This is a genomic window from Vibrio bivalvicida (assembly GCF_001399455.2).
Classification (GTDB): domain Bacteria; phylum Pseudomonadota; class Gammaproteobacteria; order Enterobacterales; family Vibrionaceae; genus Vibrio; species Vibrio bivalvicida.
The window spans coordinates 63,959-81,557 of sequence record NZ_LLEI02000010.1; the positions used below are offsets into that span (position 1 = coordinate 63,959).

Genomic DNA, 17,599 nt, shown 5'->3' on the forward strand with positions numbered 1-17,599 from the left:
CTTTATGGATTGAGTAGAATATGCCTCATTAAAAAGTGGCGGTGGAATTAACAGTGAGTTACAGAGTGGTACGGCTAACGGAGCTGATGACGCATGAGTTCGGTCAAGTCGAAGGGGATATAGAAAGGTTAACGGAAAGGGCACTTAGCTCTGCAATCCCTCATGGGATGAGTTTCTCTCGCTTTATGGACAAACTCAAAAGTGGTGAATTGGCCTTGTTGACGGACACTCCATCTAAGCCAGTGATGTTTAGAAATGGAATGAGTAAATCGTGGAGCTTGTCTACTGAAGGGCAAGAGGCCTTATCGCCAGAGGCAAAAAATGCCTTTCTCTCTAGAGTGAAGATATCTCGTGGAGCGGTAAGTAGAGCAGCGTCAAGTCAAAGCCGTGCGGCATACGCTCCAAGCATCGAAGAGACCTATGTCCCTGAGCCAATTAAGCCTGATATTTCTGATGCTCCACCCCAGCTCAATTATGAATATTGCTTTGAAATTGCGTGCTCTGAGGACACGTTCAAAAAAAGCGTGGGCTGTGCGTTTCAACTGGGCAAGACCAAACAAGAAGCCATGATTGGTCGCTGGCAGACGGAGCCCACGGAACACGGTACTAAGTACATCGCTCATACGGCCTTTGATGAGTCGAAAAAATTGTTTGCGAAAGTGGCGGATAGTTCAATGGGCATCAACGTACCTGACGGTGTGCAAGTGAAACCAATAGGCTCCGGTGTTGTGGAAGAAGCGTTTATCCCAGTCGTCCCATCGGTGCAGCTAGGAGAGCGATTAGGACTGCCAACAGAAGGTTACTATTACCACTTTCATAATGGCCGTTTGGTTCAAGAATACAAGCTGCTGGGTGAGGGCAAGTGGGCGTTCTATGCCACATGCTCCACTCATGAACGATTGAATGATGAGCAGGGTTACAATCGCCTTCAAAATGCTATCTTAGTGTACTGGAAACTCGCAGGCCAAGACGTTGAAAACCAGAGCCTTGTTTACCTTGAACAGCAAATCACCCGAGAAGAGCTCGATAACCTCAATGACGACTGGTTGGCTCAGCATGGTATCAAGCTTAATATCAGTGAGCTTCTTGCAGCACCAAAACAATCTATCGTTAAACGGCCAGTAGCAAACTCTGCGGAGACGATAAAGTCAGACAAAGAAACCGCATTGCCGCCGCTGCCACCTTGTACCTATAGCTGTATAGCGAACACCCATTACGATTATTCAGATATATTCATTGCAGAAACCCAGTTCAAAACGATCAATAGTGACCGTTTATTTGGGAAAGAACTTCCTGTCACGAACTTAGCCACAATCACAACAGCTTCAAGAGCCACTGATTATGGTAAAGCAGCACTACTTGCTATTCCCGCGAAATCTGCGGTGACGAACCTTGGGATTCTGAGTACCAATACGGCCAATACGATTGGGACATGGTCGATTTCAGGAGAGGCGCTAGCGGGCTTTGCTCGAATGGGTGGTTTTCTAGTTGCGGCCTTATGGCCTTCTCCGCTTGGTGATGGAACCTTAGAAGGTAATTCTGATATCTCTACTAATGACACCACTACGATGCGCGTACGTTTCAATATGTACACGGACGAAAATGGCAAACAACAAGTGGTTGGTATCAAAACGGGTGAAGGCAGTCCATATGGTGATCTAGTGGCTAAGCGTCAGGCTGTGCAACAAGGACAAAACTTTGTTGCGGAGTTAGACAGCGGTATTACTATAACGTGGACGCCCGATGGTTCAACGGATGTGCTGACACCCGATACAGTCTTACCCGAAAATGATCAGCTTGATGTTCACAATATCTGGGTACGCCCGATTGAAGAACACGAACAAGAGATAGGCACGGTTCTCTATCCAGAGGAAGATCTTGCTGAGTATATAGTGACTTTTCCTGCTGATGCGGGACTGTCGCCCTTGTACTTAGTATTTAATAAGCGTAGTGCCGGAATTACTAAGGTAAAACCATTGGAAGTGGGCACTTACGGAGACTTAGCGCCAAGAAGCAAAAAGGATGGAATGGATATAGATCATATTCCATCTCAAGCTGCGTTAAGAAGAGCACTAGAAAGTGCATTAGGTCAAACTCTTACTAAAGATCAAGAGCGTGAGTTAATTAATAGTGCTGCTGCTATTGCTATACCTCAGGAAGTGCATCGAAAATGTAGTGAAACATATGGCGGTAGAAATCAAGCCAATAAGCAGCAAGTTGATGCTGGTGATTTAGAGGCGGCAGTAAACTCGAATTTTGATGCTATCAAAGGGTGTTTGAAAAACGAAGGTTATACTGAGCAAGAGCTAGAGAATGCTAGAGTTCAACTGCATGAAATTAACACAAAAAATGGTTGGTACTAAATGATGACTTACAGGGATTTTCTGGGGAAGAAGTACGATGCTTTACTAAAGCAGTCAGCCTTCTTATCTCTGATTGGAGGCAATGTGCCTGAAGTGTTGAACTCTAAAAGTGATGCCTTCTATATATGTGTTGACTCTTCTGGCGTAGAGCTCAGGTTTGATCGTCAAACTTCTGAGCTAACCACTATTGTAGTGACTAAGCCCGCTTTTTATGAGGGATCGCTTAATTTATTAACTAAACGTATTCAGGTTAGGAATGCCCTTGGTCTTCCATCAAATGAACGTCCTGAGAAAAGCATTCCTGTTCTTGGAAAAGTTGGGGCGATGGATGAGTATATTGATGAGCGAGGGTTCTCTACACAGGTAGTGTATAGAGTCGGAACTGATGATGTGGAGAGGGTGCATTATCAAAGAAAGTAGACTGGAGGCTAGAAGGCGAAGAGGGTTACTTTGAACAGTGAGTTGCCGGTTTTGTACTGGCTCAATAGGGGGTACATTGATCTTATCAACAATGCTGGAGATAGAAGATTCATCAGAAGCAAGTATTGAAGAGTAAAGTCGCTTTTTAACAGATAACATATACTTTCAAACTGATGCATTGAGACAAAAAAAGAATGGGGAGCGTAATTGCTCCCCATTGTCGTTTTTACCGTTGCTCGTGGTATCACTTTTCTTTGATTGCTTCACAGCCAGCAGGAACGGTTATAGTCGATACGTCCTTACCTGCTTCTTGTGCTGCTTTTGCATCCATTTTGTATTGAGTACATTTTCCAACGCTGACGTTGACTGCACCTGTTTCTATGGATGGGTTACCTCCTAATGCTCCCCCTCCCTGAGCGAAAACAAAAGGCGTAATTAGGGTTGCGAGTAGAACGAGAATATTCGTTGTAGTGTTACTCATAGTGTTTCCTTATTGGGTAAAGTTGGGTTTGTTGAGAGTTAGAAGGTGTAAACAAAGGTGCCTGCACTTGAGGTGACTTCGATTTCTTTCACGCTGTCTACGGTGCAGTTGTTGCTGTATCCGGTGTAGGTTTCACCGAATTTCAATGAAACGTTTCTAGAGAGCTCTGAGGCTGTACCAGCGGGTAGGCTGCAGTTGCCTCGATTGACAATGACATTGCTTATTACTGTGCTGTCAGCGATAGATTGAATATCAAAGGTCAGTGTTCCCCAATGTGGGTTGGTGGATATCGACACTTCAATATCAGCGGTGACGGTTTGCACTGTTTCTTGTTCGCTGCAAGCGGCGACTCCGAGGATCAGCACGCTCATCATCATGGTTCGAATGAGGGTATTCATAGGTATCTCTCCGTATGGGTGAGTTAAATTTGGGATGCACGGATTTCAGCGTGTTCACGCATGAACCGCTCAAAGTTGAAATCAGTGGGATAGGTAAAAGAAAACGTCGATACACTGGCCTCATCAATCAGAGGCAAGGCTAAGGTGCGTATCGTCGGATGACCGGATAATCGAAAAAGCAGCAAGAGCGCGTCACATTGAACCGAGAGTCCCAGTGGTTCGATGAGCGCTTTCTCTTGCTGCAAAACTTGACTCGATATCTTGAGCATACGGTTGTTGAGTAATGCCGTATGTACCGCATTCAACACTTGTCGTTGCTCGTCACTCCATTCACAAATATTGGGCAATGCTACATGGACTTTGGCTAACCATGCTTGCTCTTTTGAATACGCTGAACCCTTGTGGGGTAAGGGTTTGTCTCTCTCCGAGGAGCGACCTTGCCCATAATTCAGTGCATCAGGGACAAGCGGCAGTAAGTACTTATTAGTCAGTTGCCAATAGAGCATCTCCTGCTTATTGAGCTTCCATAATTGCTCAGAGGTTTTCCGATAAACATGGGGCATGCTCATCGAATCACACTCCACGTTAAACACCTCCACAATGACTTCATCGAGGTAGCGTTTAATGCTGCGCGTGGTGCGGTGGATATCGAGTTGGGCTAACTGCTGCTGCAACTCCCTAACGGTAATCCATCGATGTTGAGGAATAAGCATCAGCGTGTGCAGCAAAGCGGATAACCCTTCAATGCTGGTTTTATTGCTCATGACTACGCTCTCAATACATCAAAGCTCCAAGACCGGAGGTGGACATTTAATGTCGGGAGAGTAGAGGTGAGTCAGACACATAATGTCCAACGGTGAAAACAGCATCAATCGGCATCACCAAAGCGTGAGCCGATTAACATTAACGAGACTTATGCTTATCACTGAGCTCGGCAATCGCTGCCAGTAACCCAATCAGCAGCACCACCAGAAACCCTAAAGTAGATAGGGCTCCAATAGCGCCAAAGAAAGGAGAGAGGGTAAACAAAGTGATAAGAGCGGTGACAAGCTTAATGGTGTTAAGGAGAAGGGAAGTCATGAGCTATTGCGGGGTGACGGCTATCTCGTTGTAAGCGTCCGTATCGACATAGGCAAGAAAGTTATTCTCCCATAGCCGATACAGCTCTTTAGCATCACGGCTACCTTGCATTGGTAGCCAGCCACGATAAGCAACAAAGAACTGCCCAACCCGAAAATCAAAATCTAAGTTTCGCTCTAGTTCAGGGTAATGGTTCCCCATATAGGCAAAGTCGGTGATGTACTCAATGCTCCATTCTCCTGTTGAGGTGTGGCAAATCGCAATCTCAACCGGATGGAAGCCGCCTTCTTCCGCGCTGTAACTTTTATCACGAAAGTTAAACACCAGATAACGGCTGGTGGTCAGTGCTTCATTACTCAGCAAATGAGCGGTGAGTTGCTCACTTAGCAGCTTATGCAGTTTCTTGGACACAGGTAGTGATGATGCTGTGAAGATTAATTTGGACATAGTGAGTCCTCCTTGTTTCAGGATTCAAATAAGAAATACAGAGTGAGAATTATTGGAACGTGCCGACCATCGTCAGTTGCACGTCATCAAAGACGTTTCTAGAAAGGTGTCGAGCAAAGGCTTTCATCCATACCGAGAGTAGCTCTTGGACTTCAGGGTGGGATAAATCCGTGCTCCCCACATCGGGTTGATAGCACCAGTGATTAGCTAGATGAAAGTACAACTCAGGTTCAATGGATGTGCTGTTGTCATCGGGATAAGAGAAGCTAGCAAAGAACACCACCAGCCAAGGGCTAGTGCCTGACTCTCGTTTAAGCTGCACCTCAATGGGATGCAAACCTTGTCGATGTCGGTAGTAACTTATTTGGCGGCAGTTCAATACGAGTCGCTCGGCGTTCTCTGGGAGAGTGTATTTATTCAGAAGTGCCTCCAATGACGCATGTAAAGAGTCATCAATGCACAGCTCTCCGTAATGTTGTTCAATCATAACCACCCCCTTTCAGCAAACGAGGTGCAGGTATCGCCTGTCACAATATGGTCAAGGACACGGACATCCACCAGCGCGAGCGCGTCTTTAAGTCTTTCGGTTATGCGTCTGTCTGCTTGGGAAGGCGTAGAGTCACCGGATGGATGGTTATGGGCAAATATCACCGCAGCGGCATTGCACTCCAGTACTATCTTCACAACTTCACGCGGGTAGACGCTGGCTGCGTCCACCGTTCCATGAAACAGCTCTTTAAACTCAATCAGTCGGTTTTGGTTATCTAGTAACAATAAGGCAAATACTTCACGCTCATAGCTGCCTAGCTTGCAGCGAACGTACTCTTTGGTGGCATCAGGGTTAGTTAGTGCATCACCACGCACGTAGCGCGTAGCCAGTATCTCAGCGGCATGCTCTAGGATTTCATTTTCCTGATAGCGTTGCTGCTTTTGGTAATCGGACGTTTTGGGATTCATTTCAGGCTCCTGTCGGAATCAATGATGAGTATTCACATTGATGACATATACCTGAAGATTTTTGGGTTGAGATAGCTGTATTAAGGTTCTTATTTGAGTCACAGGTTGATGCTTTTGCGAGCTTCAACCAAGCGGCCCTCTCTCATAACTGTAAATGAGCTTGTGGATGTTTATATTGTATTCTAATCCACGTATACTTACTGATCGATTTAAATTCTAAAACTTCTGGTTACTCTCGAATGGTAAGAAAGCTAACAACATTAAATTTCAATTCATTTTTTGCTGGCATTGGCGGATTTGACTTAGCCTTCGAGAATCAAGGTTTTGAGCCTAGTTTTCAGTGTGAGTTGAATACATTTTGTCAAGAGGTGCTCCAAAAGCACTGGAAAAATGTACCATTGCATGGGGACATTTCTAACCTTGATGCTATGGATATCCCCAAAGCTGCGGTATGGTGTGGAGGGTTCCCTTGTCAAGACCTCTCTGTTGCGCGGGGCTCTAAAGGTAGGCAAGGTTTACGTGGAAGTAACTCAGGTTTGTTCTATCCATTTTTTGATCTGATAGCATCACATACCCCTGATGCTGTGATAATTGAAAACGTTGTTGGATTACTGAGTTCCCATAATGGTCAAGATTTTAGGATTATCTTAGAAAAGCTTACTAGCATTGGATATGCCGTTGCTTGGCGTGTAGTTAATAGCCGTTTCTTTGGCGCACCTCAATCTAGACCAAGAGTTTTTATTTGTGCTTTTAAAGGCAACCCCCTTAAAGCATTTTCAACATTGTTTGAAACTGAATTGGGCGTCAAGCCAAATAATCTTAGGCGAGCATTTTTAGATGTTAGTGAGTGTAAAAAAAGTAAAGCTAAGGTTGCTCAAGTAGCATACTGTTTGGCTGCTACTTCAGGTAGACATACCGGTACAGATTGGAGTCGAACATATGTTTCTTACCCTGATGCTGTTAGGCGGCTTACTCCATCAGAGTGCGAAGGAATTCAAGGCTTTCCTAAAGATTGGACTTTGTTGAACAATGAAAAAGCAAGTGACTCAGACACAGAACGATATCATGCATTGGGCAATGCAGTGTCTGTTCCAGTTGTTGAGTGGATTGCTCGACGTTTGAAGAAAGAAATAATAGAAAGAAAGGAACCTGTCACTAGCCAAGATATGGTTAGCTGTTTGCTCAAAAGTCACGCTTCTATATTGCAAAAGCATAGAGAGCAAAATCACTTAAATTTAGTGCTAGATCCAACAGACAAAGAACATAAATTAAAATGGATGTCTGGAGGAATTGCATTTGATGATAAGTGTATAGACTTCAAAGCTACAGATTATCCTGAAAGAGTAATACCTTCAAAGCTAATAGATGTTATTGATAAATCGACGGAATTGAATGAAAAGTACTTTATTAGTTCTAATGCCGCAGAAGGAATTCTTCGTCGAGTAAGAAGTCAAAATAGAAGCCTATTTGGGCCATTGTATGACGCACTTGTTATCATGGCACAAGGCAAAGAAGCCGCTTAGAGTAGAGGTTAGTATGGATTTTGTTGTTATAAGGTTAGGTAAGGATAGTGTCGATGACATTAAAAGGCTTGATTCTTACAAAGGTGTATTAGCAGAAAATAGCTCGCTTATCTTTCAATGTCATCAGGTAGAGCAAGCCATTATAGATAAGCTTGCAATCGGAAATGTGTACTGCTTTGTATATTTAGGCTCAGATAATAGCAAAGGTATTCCTACAAGCTGGCAGAAAGGCATTAGAGCTCTTGGTAAAATAAGGTCAATTGATGGTAGAGCTAGCTTTCAGTCAGAAGCAACGATTCATATTGATTTAGTCAGCATCTTTCCTCGTAGTCTGACATCTACAGATTTTCTTGAAGCAACCCCAAAGCTTTATCGGGAGTTTAGTCAATATCCGGTAATTGGCCTTCAAAGCTCAAGAAATAATGCTATTCAATTTGTGAAAGGTGAAGAAAAACAAGATACGAGCTCTTTGATTAACGCTATTAATTCTTTATACCCTAGGTTTCGGCTTGATTTGGCTAAGAATGCTAGCGAAATATTGGATCTAATAGACTCTGAAGAAGGCGAACCTGAAGGATATGAAACCGAAAGCGATGAAATGGTTCATAGTTTTGGTTGGGGGGAAGAGTACCCTTTAAATACGGTTTTGATTCGTACAGAACAGAGAACAGTAAAAAATGTAGTAGAGAGAATAACTAATGATCGCTTCAAGTTAGATCCTGATTTTCAGAGGGCATTTGTTTGGACACCTTCAATGCAGTCTAAACTAATAGAATCCTGCCTGATGAGGATTCCTCTACCTGTATTTTATGTTGCAGAGGATGAAGATGGTAGAATAGTTGTTGTTGATGGTTTGCAGAGACTTACTACATTTTTCCGCTTTCTTAATGATGAGTTTCCATTGCGTGGATTAGGTATACACGGAAAAAGGTTTAGTGAATTACCCATAAAACTACAAGAAAGAATAGAAGATACACAACTTATCTTATATATTCTTGATGAAAAAGCACCAGAAAGAGCGAAACTGGATATATTTGATCGTGTTAATGGAGGAAGTCCACTAACACGACAGCAAATGAGAAATTGCTTATATAATGGTGAGGGAACTAGGTTCGTCAAAAAACTGTCGGAATTGCAAGTATTCAAAAAAGTTACTGGAGGTAGTTTCGATCCTAAAACAATGAGAGATCGAGAAGTCATAAACCGATTTTTAGCTTTCTCCCTTTTTGAATATAGGTCTTATCGAGGAGATATGGATGAATTCCTTGCCAGAGCATTAAAAACTCTTAACCAGTCAGGTGAATCTGAGCGTATTGAGTTAGAAAAAAAGTTTACTTCAGCATTGGAGAATAATTATAGGCTATTCTCTGTTCACTCTTTCAGGAAGTCTTTATTTGGAGCTACTTCATTTAGTTCACGCTCAGTTATAAATATTGCTTTGTTCGATGTTTTTAGCTTTGCTTTATCCACTATTGACTTGAATTTAGTTGACATAGATTTACTTAAATCAAAGCTTGAAAAACTGTTGATCGATGATGAATTTCTTGATTCGATATCAATTGGTACTAATAGTACTAGAAAAGTACATACAAGATTTTCAAAAGTAATGGCTTGTTTGGATGAGCTCAAATGATAAACAAATTAGACTTAACGAATTTTAAATGTTTTAAAAGACTGGTTCTTCCTTTATCAAACCTTACGGCTTTGACTGGCTTTAATGCATCAGGTAAAACTTCTACAATTCAATCTATCCTCCTCCTATCCCAAAATTTAAAAAACACGAGACAAGATGAAAAAATTAGTTTGAATGGATCGCTTGTGCGTCTAGGGAGTCCGGGTGATGTTCTGTATGAAAATTCAAATGAGAAACTAATAAAAATCGATCTAGAAAATGAAGAAGAGAAAATATCTCTATCTTTAGACTTGGGAAAACGAAATACTGACAGAACGATTGATATTGGCAACTTATCAGTGATTAGTGGTGAAGATAGTTATAGTTGTTGTAGTAGTTCAGCCCTTTTCTCCAAAATGATTGAAGTAAAGTCGCCTTTATTTACAGCCATAAGGAATATTGTCTATCTGGGTACTGGAAGGCAAGATCTTGATTCTCTCTACCCAACATCTCTCGATAACAGTGAATTCAATGTGGGAGAAAAGGGTGAGTTTGCTCCTTGGTTATTTGATATAGCAAAAGATGACATAGTTAGCCCCAATAAGAGACACCCACGCGAAGCTGCTGATAGTTTTCGACGTCAATTTAATGCTTGGTTTGGCGACATTTTTCAAGGTGCAGAAGCTGATACTTTACTAATTGATAATAGTAATTTTGTTCGACTTTTATTTCGACACAATGACACCAGTGAGTGGAGAAGTCCTTCAAATATAGGTTACGGCTTATCTTATGCATTTCCTATTGTAGTGTCGGCATTGCTTGCAAGATCAGGAGATATACTAGTCATTGATAGTCCAGAAGCTCACCTACACCCTAAAGGGCAATCAAAGATGGGGGAGTTTTTAGCTGTTATCAGTAATTCAGGAGTACAAGTTATTGTTGAAACTCACAGCGACCACGTGATCAATGGGCTACGATTGGCTGTATCACGTTCACTTGTTGAGCATAAAAAAGTTGGAATTCATTTTTTCAACTCTAAAAGTGAAAATATTGTATCACCTTCGATAGATAGAAACGGTAGAGTTAGTGAATGGCCAGAGGGCTTTTTTGATCAAGCAGAAAAAGACTTATCAGAACTTTCTGGCTGGTAATAGCTATGGCATGGTTTATTAATGAAGTTTCATTTACTGGTCAGTATGATAATCATAGGTTGTTTATTGAACACTTGAGAGAACTACTGAAATTACGACAGACTAATAAAAGCATTAGGGATGGACTGTATTGCTCAAAGTATTTACCAAATTTGAAAGTTGCCGGTGACCTAACTGTTAGGGACGCTGTGAAAGCTGAAGATGATAGAGATTTAACTCTTCAGGTTTTAGAGTGGTTAGATAAGAAAGGGCCTTTTATTGATGGCATAAGAGAACAGATCGAGAATGATGATTTTGAACTTTCTGATATTGTTGTTACTGAATATGCCATCGGTGAAGCTGCTAGGCAGAAAATTTCTGGAAAATATTCAGCCCTATACAGTTTAGAAACACCAAAATTCGATTTTTCTACTAGCCCATTAGCCATCAATCAAATAGATGAGAATCTGAATATAATTAAGCACCAGATTGATAATTATTGGATACTGGAGGACTTAGTAAAAAGTACCGAGGAGCAAACCCCAAAGCCAACTTCATGGAGAGATATGTTGGATTTAGCTAGTCAATCATTTCCCTTTTTATCATTAAGTAATGAGTTGAATGACTATCTTGTTCCTCATCCGTTTAGTCATGTTATTTGCCAGCATGTATTATTTTATATGAACATACTAAACAATGTTGTTAAAAGCCGAGACGAATCCGGAGAATATACGGAAAATACTAATAAGATAATCAGTAAATATTTTTTGGGTGATGGTGCTAAAATTACTGATGAATCAGCTCAAAACAAAGCAAAGTTTAAAGGTGAGATGACGTTTAAGGATCCCAGAGACATAAATAAGAGTTTATTCTGTCCTTGGCATGCAAAGATATCATCACGATATTTTAGGATACATTTTGAATTTCCCCTTAAATCGACCCAAAAAACTATGGCTGTGTGTTATATAGGCCCTAAATTAACGAAAAAGTAAACGTGCTACTGCTAGAGGATGCTAATAGCATCCTCTTTTGTTTTTTACGCTAATCTATCCTGATATAGTCCTTTACCAGAACAATTACTTTCTCCAGCGCTTCTTTACGCTCTTCCAAATAATCATATCGATCATAGATACCTTCAACACCTTTCAACTTGTGATTTAGACAGCGCTCCGCGATATGGCTAGGAACTTTTACTGAAGCGAGTAGGCTACGGCATGTGCGGCGTAGATCGTGAACCGCAAAGTGTTTGATATCGCCCATTTTATTTGGTGGTTGTACCTTACGACCGGGCTCTCGGCCAAATAGCTTTGAAATAGCCCTGTTCAGTGTGTCTTTGCCCATGTGCGGTACTTTGCTTTCTCTTCTGTTTGGGAAGACGTACTCTGAGCGACAAGCTCGCTGATGTAGTTCTTTAAACCATTCAATGCACAGCTCCGGAAGCGGAATCGTGAAACCTGTTCCAGATTTGCTTCGCTCCGCTGGCAGGTGCCATAAAGCATTATCAAGATCGAACTCTGCCCATCTTGCTTCTGTTAGCTCTGATTTGCGAACGCCAAGACAAAGAAGCAGAGCACAAGCTAGGTAATTGTCTCTATTGAAGCTATAAATGTTTTGGTTGAAGACGGAAAAAACATGTTTAATCTCTTCAAGCGCTAAGACCCGATCTCGGCTCTCTTCAATACCACCGGCATCATAGTTAGAAAATGCTAGTGCAGGGTTAGACTCAATAACACCAATCTTCATACCGTGTTTAAAAAGCTGCTTACAATACATTAGTGTGTCGTTAGCTGTGGTTGGACGGCCACTGTCAGCGACTATTTGGATGATGTTACGGATATCTAAAGGGGTGACACGCTTCAATGTGTACTGACCAATTTGCGGAGAAATCTCTTTCTGATAGATACGCTTAGGTATATTGGGGTGCTTGAGCCTTTTGGATAGCTCCTTGTACCAGTCTTCGAAGAGGTTATCGATTATTTGTATATCGGCTTGCTTACTCCGTTTTCTTTCTGCAATTGGATTAATCCCTTCGCTTATTTGTTTTCGAAGCTCAGCGGCTTTCAACCTTGCATCTGCAAGGGACAGCTCATGTACCTTGCCAATAGTCACCTCCCTTCTTTTCTTAAAAAGGGTGTACCTTAGCATCCAGTATGGTCGACCTACTCTAGGAATCATTAGATAGAAACCATCACCATCCGCATGACGACCTGTTTTTTGGTCTTTTACTATCGCCTTAACTTGGTTGACAGTGAGATTACCCATCTCTATCTCCTTGAATTTATAGCTCTAATCGAAGTTATCATTATATCACCCTCCAGAAGTGGGGAGTATGTTGTGATGTTTATACTACGGCGGGGAGTAAATAGCAAAACTCTACCCACTACACTCCCCGTTTGTTCGTGGCTTTTGATGAATTTTATGGATGTGTATGGATGGTAAAAATAAACAAGCCCTTATAAATAAGGGCTTTGTGGAAGTTGGTGGAGTATGGGAGAATCTATTCTATATTTTGGATCTGCTCACGCATCTGTTCAATCAGAACTTTAAGCTCAACACCAGATGCTGTGATATCTGTGCTGATTGACTTAGAGGCTAGCGTGTTCGACTCACGGTTAAACTCTTGCATCATAAAGTCTAAGCGGCGGCCACAAGCGCCACCTTTCTTCAGGATGTTGGTTGCTTCTTTTACGTGCGAGTCTAGGCGGTCTAGCTCTTCTGCCACGTCAGATTTTTGCGCTAGTAAGATTAGCTCTTGTTCTACGCGCGATGAGTCTAGCTCAACTTTCGCATCTTCAAATTTCGCGAACAGACGCTCACGTTGCCATTCTAAAATTTCAGGCATACGAGCACGCACCTTAACCACTTCTTCGGTGATCGCATCTAAGCGCTGGACGATAAGCGCTTTCATGTTTTCACCTTCACGGCCACGCGCTTCAATAAACTCGCTTACTGCTTCATCAAATGCACCGAGCAGATCCTTGTTTACCGCATCCATATCTTGCTCAGAGGTTTCCATTACACCCGGCCAGTTCATTACTTGGAATGGGTTTAGGCGGCTTTCTTCGCCAGTCATCTGCATTACTTGGTTAGCAGCGTTGATGACTTGTTGTGCTAGGTTTTCGTTGATGCTTAACTCGCCTTTTGCGGCTGGGTTAGCTTCAAAGCGCAGCGCGCATTCAACTTTGCCGCGTGCTAGGCGTTTACGAAAACGCTCACGCAGTACTGGCTCTAGGCCACGGAACTGTTCTGGTAGGCGGAAGTAGGTTTCAAGGTAGCGTTGGTTAACACTACGAATTTCCCATACTGCTGTGCCCCAATCGCCTTTCACTTCTTTACGTGCGTAGGCTGTCATACTGTAGATCATCGAATTTTCCTGTTTAATCATCTTTGAAAATAACGCGAGGCAATAGTAGCACAAATCTCGGATGGATAGCTTTGTAGAGCAAACTTCGCTATAATCCTGCTCCAACCAAAAACGTCTCCCCCTTCATATAAGGTAGATGCCCATGCGTCCAAACGATCGCAAGGCGGACCAAGTTCGCCCAATCAAAATTACTCGTAACTACACAGCTTATGCAGAAGGTTCTGTATTGGTTGAATTCGGCAATACAAAAGTACTTTGTAATGCGACCGTTGAAGAGAACGTTCCACGCTGGCTTAAAGGTCAGGGTAAGGGCTGGGTAACGGCAGAATATGGCATGCTGCCACGTTCAACGCATTCACGTATGCGTCGTGAAGCGGCAAGTGGTAAGCAAGGTGGTCGTACGATGGAAATCCAACGTCTGATTGCTCGTAGCTTACGCGCAGTAGTTGACCTAGAAGCAATGGGCGAAATCATGGTGACAGTAGACTGTGATGTAATCCAAGCGGATGGCGGTACGCGTACTGCGTCTATCTCTGGTGCTAGCGTTGCGATGGCTGATGCATTCCAACACTTAGTAGAGAAGGGCAAACTTAAAGCTAACCCAATGAAAGGCCACGTAGCAGCCGTTTCTGTGGGCATTCTAGGTGAAGATATTCTTTGTGACCTTGAATACACAGAAGACTCTGCAGCAGATACCGATATGAACGTAGTGATGACCGAAGACGGTCGCATGATTGAAGTTCAAGGCACGGCAGAGGGTGAACCATTCACCCACGCTGAGCTGATGAAGTTGCTCGAGTCGGCGACCAAAGGTATTACCGAGATCGTAGCCGCGCAGAAGGCGGCGTTAGAAAATTGATTTTTGTTAAATAGCTTCCCCTAAAAAGGAAGCTATTTTTTTATCAAGATTTAGTGAAGGCTAAGTTTTGACCTGTTTATAAACCGTCTAGAAAACTAGACCTTTTATTTAGAGAGAAAGTAATGAAAGCATACCAGCGTGAATTTATTGAGTTTGCACTAGAGAAAGAAGTCTTAAAATTTGGCGAGTTTACTTTAAAGTCTGGCCGTAAGAGCCCGTACTTCTTTAACGCTGGTCTTTTCAATACTGGTCGTGACTTAGCGCGTCTAGGTCGTTTCTACGCAGCAGCGCTAGCAGATTCTGCCATTGAGTTCGATGTGCTATTTGGCCCTGCGTACAAAGGTATTCCAATTGCGACGACAACAGCGGTAGCTCTAGCGGATCACCACGATGTGGATACGCCTTACTGTTTCAACCGTAAAGAAGCCAAAGATCACGGCGAAGGTGGCAACCTAGTAGGTAGCGCACTGGAAGGCCGCATCATGTTGGTGGACGATGTAATCACTGCAGGTACGGCAATCCGTGAGTCAATGGAAATCATCCAAGCAAATGGTGCTGATCTAGCGGGCGTTTTGGTTGCGATTGACCGCCAAGAGAAAGGTAAAGGTGATCTGTCTGCAATCCAAGAAGTTGAGCGTGACTTTGGCTGTGCAATTATTTCAATTGTTAGCCTGACTGACCTAGTGACTTTCCTAGAAGAGAAAGGTGCTGACGCTGAACATCTAGAAGCAGTGAAGGCTTACCGTGCTGAGTATGGGATTTAAGAGCGGATTTCGTCCTTTAGAACGCTTTGCTACGAGAATCGGGAACGGGCTTCGCCCTTCGAGAGGTTAACTGTCATTCCATAGAGTGACGAAGGTGCGAGTAGGGAATCTCATTAAGAGTTCGATTCGCTTCAAGAGATCCCCAACTCACTCGTTCCTCGTTCTTGAGGATGACGGGATTGACCTATTGAAACGAAAAGGGTTGACGCTTTCACGTCAACCCTTCTTTGTTCCATATCTCTAGCTATCAATATCATCCTTATCACCATGGTGTGAGTTATCGTAAATCTCACGACCATCGCGTTGGGTTTTTAGCAGCGAAAGGTTCCACATATATTGCTCCGGATGTGGGCGAACCAAGTCTTCAATCGCTTGGTTCATTGCGCGAGCATCGGCCTCTTCATCGCCTGTTGGGAAGTTTTCAAGCGCAGGCAGGATATGAACTTCATACTTGCCGGTTTTATCGTTATAGGCAGGAAGTACAGGGACTACTCTCGCTTTTGACAAGCGAGCCATTTTACCGAAGCCTTTTAATGTAGCCTTCTCTGTACCAAAGAAAGGCACAAATACTGAGTTGGCTGGGCCAAAGTCTTCATCTGGCAGCCAGTATCCTAAGTAGCCATCTTTAATTGAGCGCACGAAAGGTTTCACCCCCGCTTCGCGGGCAAAGATACGACCACCATACTGCATGCGCTGAACCTGCATTAGCCAATCACCAATTGGATTGCGCTGCGGCTTCATAATAGTAGTCACCTTGTAGCCTTTGGCAGCTAGCATAACGGCAGGGTAATCTACAGCCCAAGCGTGTGGTGCTAGGATAATCACGTTCTCGCCCGCATCTAATAGCGGTAAGATATTTTCCTCTCCGATCATGACTCCGCGATTTTGGTTATGCTTGGTCGAGCGTACTAAGAATTCAGAGTAACCGAGTAGATACTGCGCCGCTTTTACGAACGTCTCTTCAAGGATTTGTTGGCGTTCTTGCTCAGATTTCTCAGGGAAACAGTATCTTAGATTTACGCGCGCACGACGTACTACGCGACCATTTTTACGTACAGCGAACACCGATAGCTTGCGAGCTAGGGTATCGCGCAGTCGAAACGGGATAAAAGCAAACAGCGCGGCAAACAAGAGGCCTATCCAAGTGCCCCAGTGCTTAGGGTGGAGAAAAGACCACTCAAAGGTTGGGTTATGTAGATGCTTGTCTATGCTGTTTTTATCATTGGTGCTCATTCAGCAGGGCCTATGTTATTGATAACGTGAGTTAGTTAGTGTTTCGTCTGGTAGTGACTTAAAGCGTTTGTGTAGCCACATCCATTGTTCAGGAGCACGCAGAATAAGCTCCTCGACAAACTTATTCATATACGCCGCTGCAGCGGTTTCATCTTTTTTCGGGTAGTCAGGTTCAATATTTCTGTCGGCGATAATTTCATATTTCCCTTTGCCGTTTCTAAAACCTGAACCTGGGACAATGGCACATTTACTGGTGTAGGCAAGAATACTAGTTCCTGTTGTGGTACAGGCTTGTTCAACAGCAAAGAAAGGCACAAACACAGATTTGTTATGACCGTAATCTTGGTCGGGCAGATAAAACAGACGGTGTCCTTGGCGCAGTACGCGAATCATCTGTTTCAGATCAGTACGGTAGATAAGTTTGTTGCCGTTGCGAGAACGACCACGGTACTGGATAAACTCATAGGCAGCGTTACTATGTGGACGGTAAGCGCCATAACCTTGTAAACCTAATACACCAAAGGCACGTGCCGTTATCTCAAGGTTGAGTGCGTGTACGCAGCAAAGTAGAACACCTTTGCCTTGTTTATCAAGGGTTTTTAGCTCTTCAATATCTTTGGCAACGAGGATGCGTTTAAATCGCCAGGTTGGCCAAAACCAAGTGATTCCGGTTTCAATTAATGCCATACCGGTATTTTTGAAGTTTTCTTCGACAAGTTTTTCTACTTCTGATTGAGGCATCTCAGGAAAGGCCAATTCGAAGTTTCTTCTAGCTACATGCACGCGGGATTTACCAAGTCGCATGCCGACGCGGCCTATACTATGCCCTATACGTAATAACAGAGTGTAAGGCAGAATGTTGACAATCAAGGCAAGCAGTCCAAAGCCGAGCCAAACTCCCCAGTGTTTTGGGGACAGTAAGGAAAGGGTAAAAGGTGGCGGTTGATTGTACTTATCTTTACTCATAG

General features: G+C 43.2%; 19 protein-coding genes. 8 read left to right on the forward strand and 11 right to left on the reverse strand.

The genetic code is table 11. The features are described from left to right. The first annotated feature begins 41 nt into the window (after nucleotides 1-41). Both APB76_RS00990 and APB76_RS00995 read left to right on the forward strand, forming a co-directional pair. A complete protein-coding gene (locus tag APB76_RS00990) occupies nucleotides 42-2,363 on the forward strand; it encodes an S-type pyocin domain-containing protein (protein ID WP_054962704.1) in 2,322 nt (773 codons plus the stop codon). Beyond that, nucleotides 2,364-2,783 (forward strand): hypothetical protein, encoded by a 420-nt coding sequence (locus APB76_RS00995; protein WP_236612147.1) that lies wholly within the window; start codon nucleotides 2,364-2,366, stop codon nucleotides 2,781-2,783. Between the two features lie 244 nt (nucleotides 2,784-3,027). On the opposite strand, the gene APB76_RS01000 is transcribed toward APB76_RS00995, so the two are convergent. The 7 genes from APB76_RS01000 to radC form a co-directional block, all read right to left on the reverse strand. After that, nucleotides 3,028-3,264: a hypothetical protein gene (locus tag APB76_RS01000; RefSeq protein ID WP_054962674.1), complete on the reverse strand. Its 237-nt coding sequence runs from the start codon at nucleotides 3,262-3,264 to the stop codon at nucleotides 3,028-3,030. A 38-nt stretch (nucleotides 3,265-3,302) separates the two neighbouring features. Next, nucleotides 3,303-3,662 (reverse strand): hypothetical protein, encoded by a 360-nt coding sequence (locus APB76_RS01005; RefSeq protein WP_054962673.1) that lies wholly within the window; start codon nucleotides 3,660-3,662, stop codon nucleotides 3,303-3,305. Nucleotides 3,663-3,685: 23 nt separating this feature from the next. Next, nucleotides 3,686-4,426 (reverse strand): WYL domain-containing protein, encoded by a 741-nt coding sequence (locus APB76_RS01010; RefSeq protein ID WP_054962672.1) that lies wholly within the window; start codon nucleotides 4,424-4,426, stop codon nucleotides 3,686-3,688. A 139-nt stretch (nucleotides 4,427-4,565) separates the two neighbouring features. Continuing rightward, entirely contained in the window at nucleotides 4,566-4,742 is a 177-nt protein-coding gene (locus APB76_RS22870) for a hypothetical protein (RefSeq protein ID WP_157633169.1), read from the reverse strand. A 3-nt stretch (nucleotides 4,743-4,745) separates the two neighbouring features. Beyond that, the gene (locus APB76_RS01015; RefSeq protein WP_054962671.1) at nucleotides 4,746-5,189 is read right to left on the reverse strand and encodes a DUF2787 domain-containing protein; all 444 of its coding nucleotides are present in this window, start codon (nucleotides 5,187-5,189) and stop codon (nucleotides 4,746-4,748) included. A gap of 49 nt (nucleotides 5,190-5,238) precedes the next feature. Further along, a complete protein-coding gene (locus APB76_RS01020; RefSeq protein ID WP_054962670.1) occupies nucleotides 5,239-5,676 on the reverse strand; it encodes a DUF2787 domain-containing protein in 438 nt (145 codons plus the stop codon). Beyond that, complete coding sequence (radC, locus tag APB76_RS01025) at nucleotides 5,673-6,146, reverse strand: RadC family protein (RefSeq protein ID WP_054962669.1); 474 nt, start codon at nucleotides 6,144-6,146, stop codon at nucleotides 5,673-5,675. Before radC ends, APB76_RS01020 begins: the two co-directional genes overlap by 4 nt. A gap of 239 nt (nucleotides 6,147-6,385) precedes the next feature. Here radC and APB76_RS01030 point away from each other — a divergent pair, with 239 nt between their 5' ends. Genes APB76_RS01030 through APB76_RS01045 form a run of 4 tightly spaced genes read left to right on the forward strand, consistent with a single transcriptional unit; the run spans nucleotide 6,386 to nucleotide 11,403 of the window. Next, a complete protein-coding gene (locus APB76_RS01030; protein WP_054962668.1) occupies nucleotides 6,386-7,669 on the forward strand; it encodes a DNA cytosine methyltransferase in 1,284 nt (427 codons plus the stop codon). 13 nt (nucleotides 7,670-7,682) lie between these two features. After that, nucleotides 7,683-9,302 carry a DUF262 domain-containing protein gene (locus APB76_RS01035; protein WP_054962667.1) on the forward strand — a complete coding sequence of 540 codons (1,620 nt, stop codon included), beginning with the start codon at nucleotides 7,683-7,685 and terminating at the stop codon, nucleotides 9,300-9,302. Beyond that, nucleotides 9,299-10,432, forward strand: coding sequence for a DUF3696 domain-containing protein (locus APB76_RS01040; protein ID WP_054962666.1), 1,134 nt, complete (start codon nucleotides 9,299-9,301; stop codon nucleotides 10,430-10,432). The genes APB76_RS01035 and APB76_RS01040 overlap by 4 nt, the downstream gene beginning before the upstream one ends. 5 nt (nucleotides 10,433-10,437) lie before the next feature. Then, complete coding sequence (locus APB76_RS01045; RefSeq protein ID WP_054962665.1) at nucleotides 10,438-11,403, forward strand: hypothetical protein; 966 nt, start codon at nucleotides 10,438-10,440, stop codon at nucleotides 11,401-11,403. Between the two features lie 49 nt (nucleotides 11,404-11,452). Here APB76_RS01045 and APB76_RS01050 read toward each other — a convergent pair whose 3' ends face one another. Next, the gene (locus APB76_RS01050; RefSeq protein WP_054962664.1) at nucleotides 11,453-12,673 is read right to left on the reverse strand and encodes a tyrosine-type recombinase/integrase; all 1,221 of its coding nucleotides are present in this window, start codon (nucleotides 12,671-12,673) and stop codon (nucleotides 11,453-11,455) included. A 235-nt stretch (nucleotides 12,674-12,908) separates the two neighbouring features. Next, nucleotides 12,909-13,775 (reverse strand): YicC/YloC family endoribonuclease, encoded by an 867-nt coding sequence (locus APB76_RS01055; protein WP_049844159.1) that lies wholly within the window; start codon nucleotides 13,773-13,775, stop codon nucleotides 12,909-12,911. Nucleotides 13,776-13,917: 142 nt separating this feature from the next. Here APB76_RS01055 and rph point away from each other — a divergent pair, with 142 nt between their 5' ends. Next, nucleotides 13,918-14,634, forward strand: coding sequence for a ribonuclease PH (gene rph, locus APB76_RS01060; RefSeq protein WP_004410877.1), 717 nt, complete (start codon nucleotides 13,918-13,920; stop codon nucleotides 14,632-14,634). A 122-nt stretch (nucleotides 14,635-14,756) separates the two neighbouring features. Continuing rightward, nucleotides 14,757-15,398, forward strand: a complete 642-nt coding sequence (gene pyrE, locus APB76_RS01065) for an orotate phosphoribosyltransferase (RefSeq protein ID WP_054962663.1) — start codon at nucleotides 14,757-14,759, stop codon at nucleotides 15,396-15,398. A 240-nt stretch (nucleotides 15,399-15,638) separates the two neighbouring features. Here pyrE and lpxM read toward each other — a convergent pair whose 3' ends face one another. Both lpxM and APB76_RS01075 read right to left on the reverse strand, forming a co-directional pair. Further along, complete coding sequence (gene lpxM / locus APB76_RS01070) at nucleotides 15,639-16,631, reverse strand: lauroyl-Kdo(2)-lipid IV(A) myristoyltransferase (protein WP_054962662.1); 993 nt, start codon at nucleotides 16,629-16,631, stop codon at nucleotides 15,639-15,641. Nucleotides 16,632-16,646: 15 nt separating this feature from the next. Beyond that, on the reverse strand, nucleotides 16,647-17,597 hold the full coding sequence (locus APB76_RS01075; RefSeq protein WP_054962661.1) for a Kdo(2)-lipid IV(A) acyltransferase: 951 nt from the start codon (nucleotides 17,595-17,597) through the stop codon (nucleotides 16,647-16,649). Nucleotides 17,598-17,599 lie beyond the last annotated feature (2 nt).

Bases quoted from the DNA above. Each gene is read 5' to 3' on its own strand.
- lpxM (WP_054962662.1), bottom strand. From the start codon at position 16,631: ATGAGCACCAATGATAAAAACAGCATAGACAAGCATCTACATAACCCA.
- APB76_RS01050 (WP_054962664.1), bottom strand. From the start codon at position 12,673: ATGGGTAATCTCACTGTCAACCAAGTTAAGGCGATAGTAAAAGACCAA.
- APB76_RS01030 (WP_054962668.1), top strand. From the start codon at position 6,386: ATGGTAAGAAAGCTAACAACATTAAATTTCAATTCATTTTTTGCTGGC.
- APB76_RS01045 (WP_054962665.1), top strand. From the start codon at position 10,438: ATGGCATGGTTTATTAATGAAGTTTCATTTACTGGTCAGTATGATAAT.
- APB76_RS01040 (WP_054962666.1), top strand. From the start codon at position 9,299: ATGATAAACAAATTAGACTTAACGAATTTTAAATGTTTTAAAAGACTG.
- APB76_RS01005 (WP_054962673.1), bottom strand. From the start codon at position 3,662: ATGAATACCCTCATTCGAACCATGATGATGAGCGTGCTGATCCTCGGA.
- pyrE (WP_054962663.1), top strand. From the start codon at position 14,757: ATGAAAGCATACCAGCGTGAATTTATTGAGTTTGCACTAGAGAAAGAA.
- APB76_RS01035 (WP_054962667.1), top strand. From the start codon at position 7,683: ATGGATTTTGTTGTTATAAGGTTAGGTAAGGATAGTGTCGATGACATT.
- APB76_RS22870 (WP_157633169.1), bottom strand. From the start codon at position 4,742: ATGACTTCCCTTCTCCTTAACACCATTAAGCTTGTCACCGCTCTTATC.
- APB76_RS01010 (WP_054962672.1), bottom strand. From the start codon at position 4,426: ATGAGCAATAAAACCAGCATTGAAGGGTTATCCGCTTTGCTGCACACG.
- APB76_RS01020 (WP_054962670.1), bottom strand. From the start codon at position 5,676: ATGATTGAACAACATTACGGAGAGCTGTGCATTGATGACTCTTTACAT.
- APB76_RS01000 (WP_054962674.1), bottom strand. From the start codon at position 3,264: ATGAGTAACACTACAACGAATATTCTCGTTCTACTCGCAACCCTAATT.
- APB76_RS01055 (WP_049844159.1), bottom strand. From the start codon at position 13,775: ATGATCTACAGTATGACAGCCTACGCACGTAAAGAAGTGAAAGGCGAT.
- APB76_RS01075 (WP_054962661.1), bottom strand. From the start codon at position 17,597: ATGAGTAAAGATAAGTACAATCAACCGCCACCTTTTACCCTTTCCTTA.
- APB76_RS01015 (WP_054962671.1), bottom strand. From the start codon at position 5,189: ATGTCCAAATTAATCTTCACAGCATCATCACTACCTGTGTCCAAGAAA.
- rph (WP_004410877.1), top strand. From the start codon at position 13,918: ATGCGTCCAAACGATCGCAAGGCGGACCAAGTTCGCCCAATCAAAATT.
- APB76_RS00995 (WP_236612147.1), top strand. From the start codon at position 2,364: ATGATGACTTACAGGGATTTTCTGGGGAAGAAGTACGATGCTTTACTA.
- radC (WP_054962669.1), bottom strand. From the start codon at position 6,146: ATGAATCCCAAAACGTCCGATTACCAAAAGCAGCAACGCTATCAGGAA.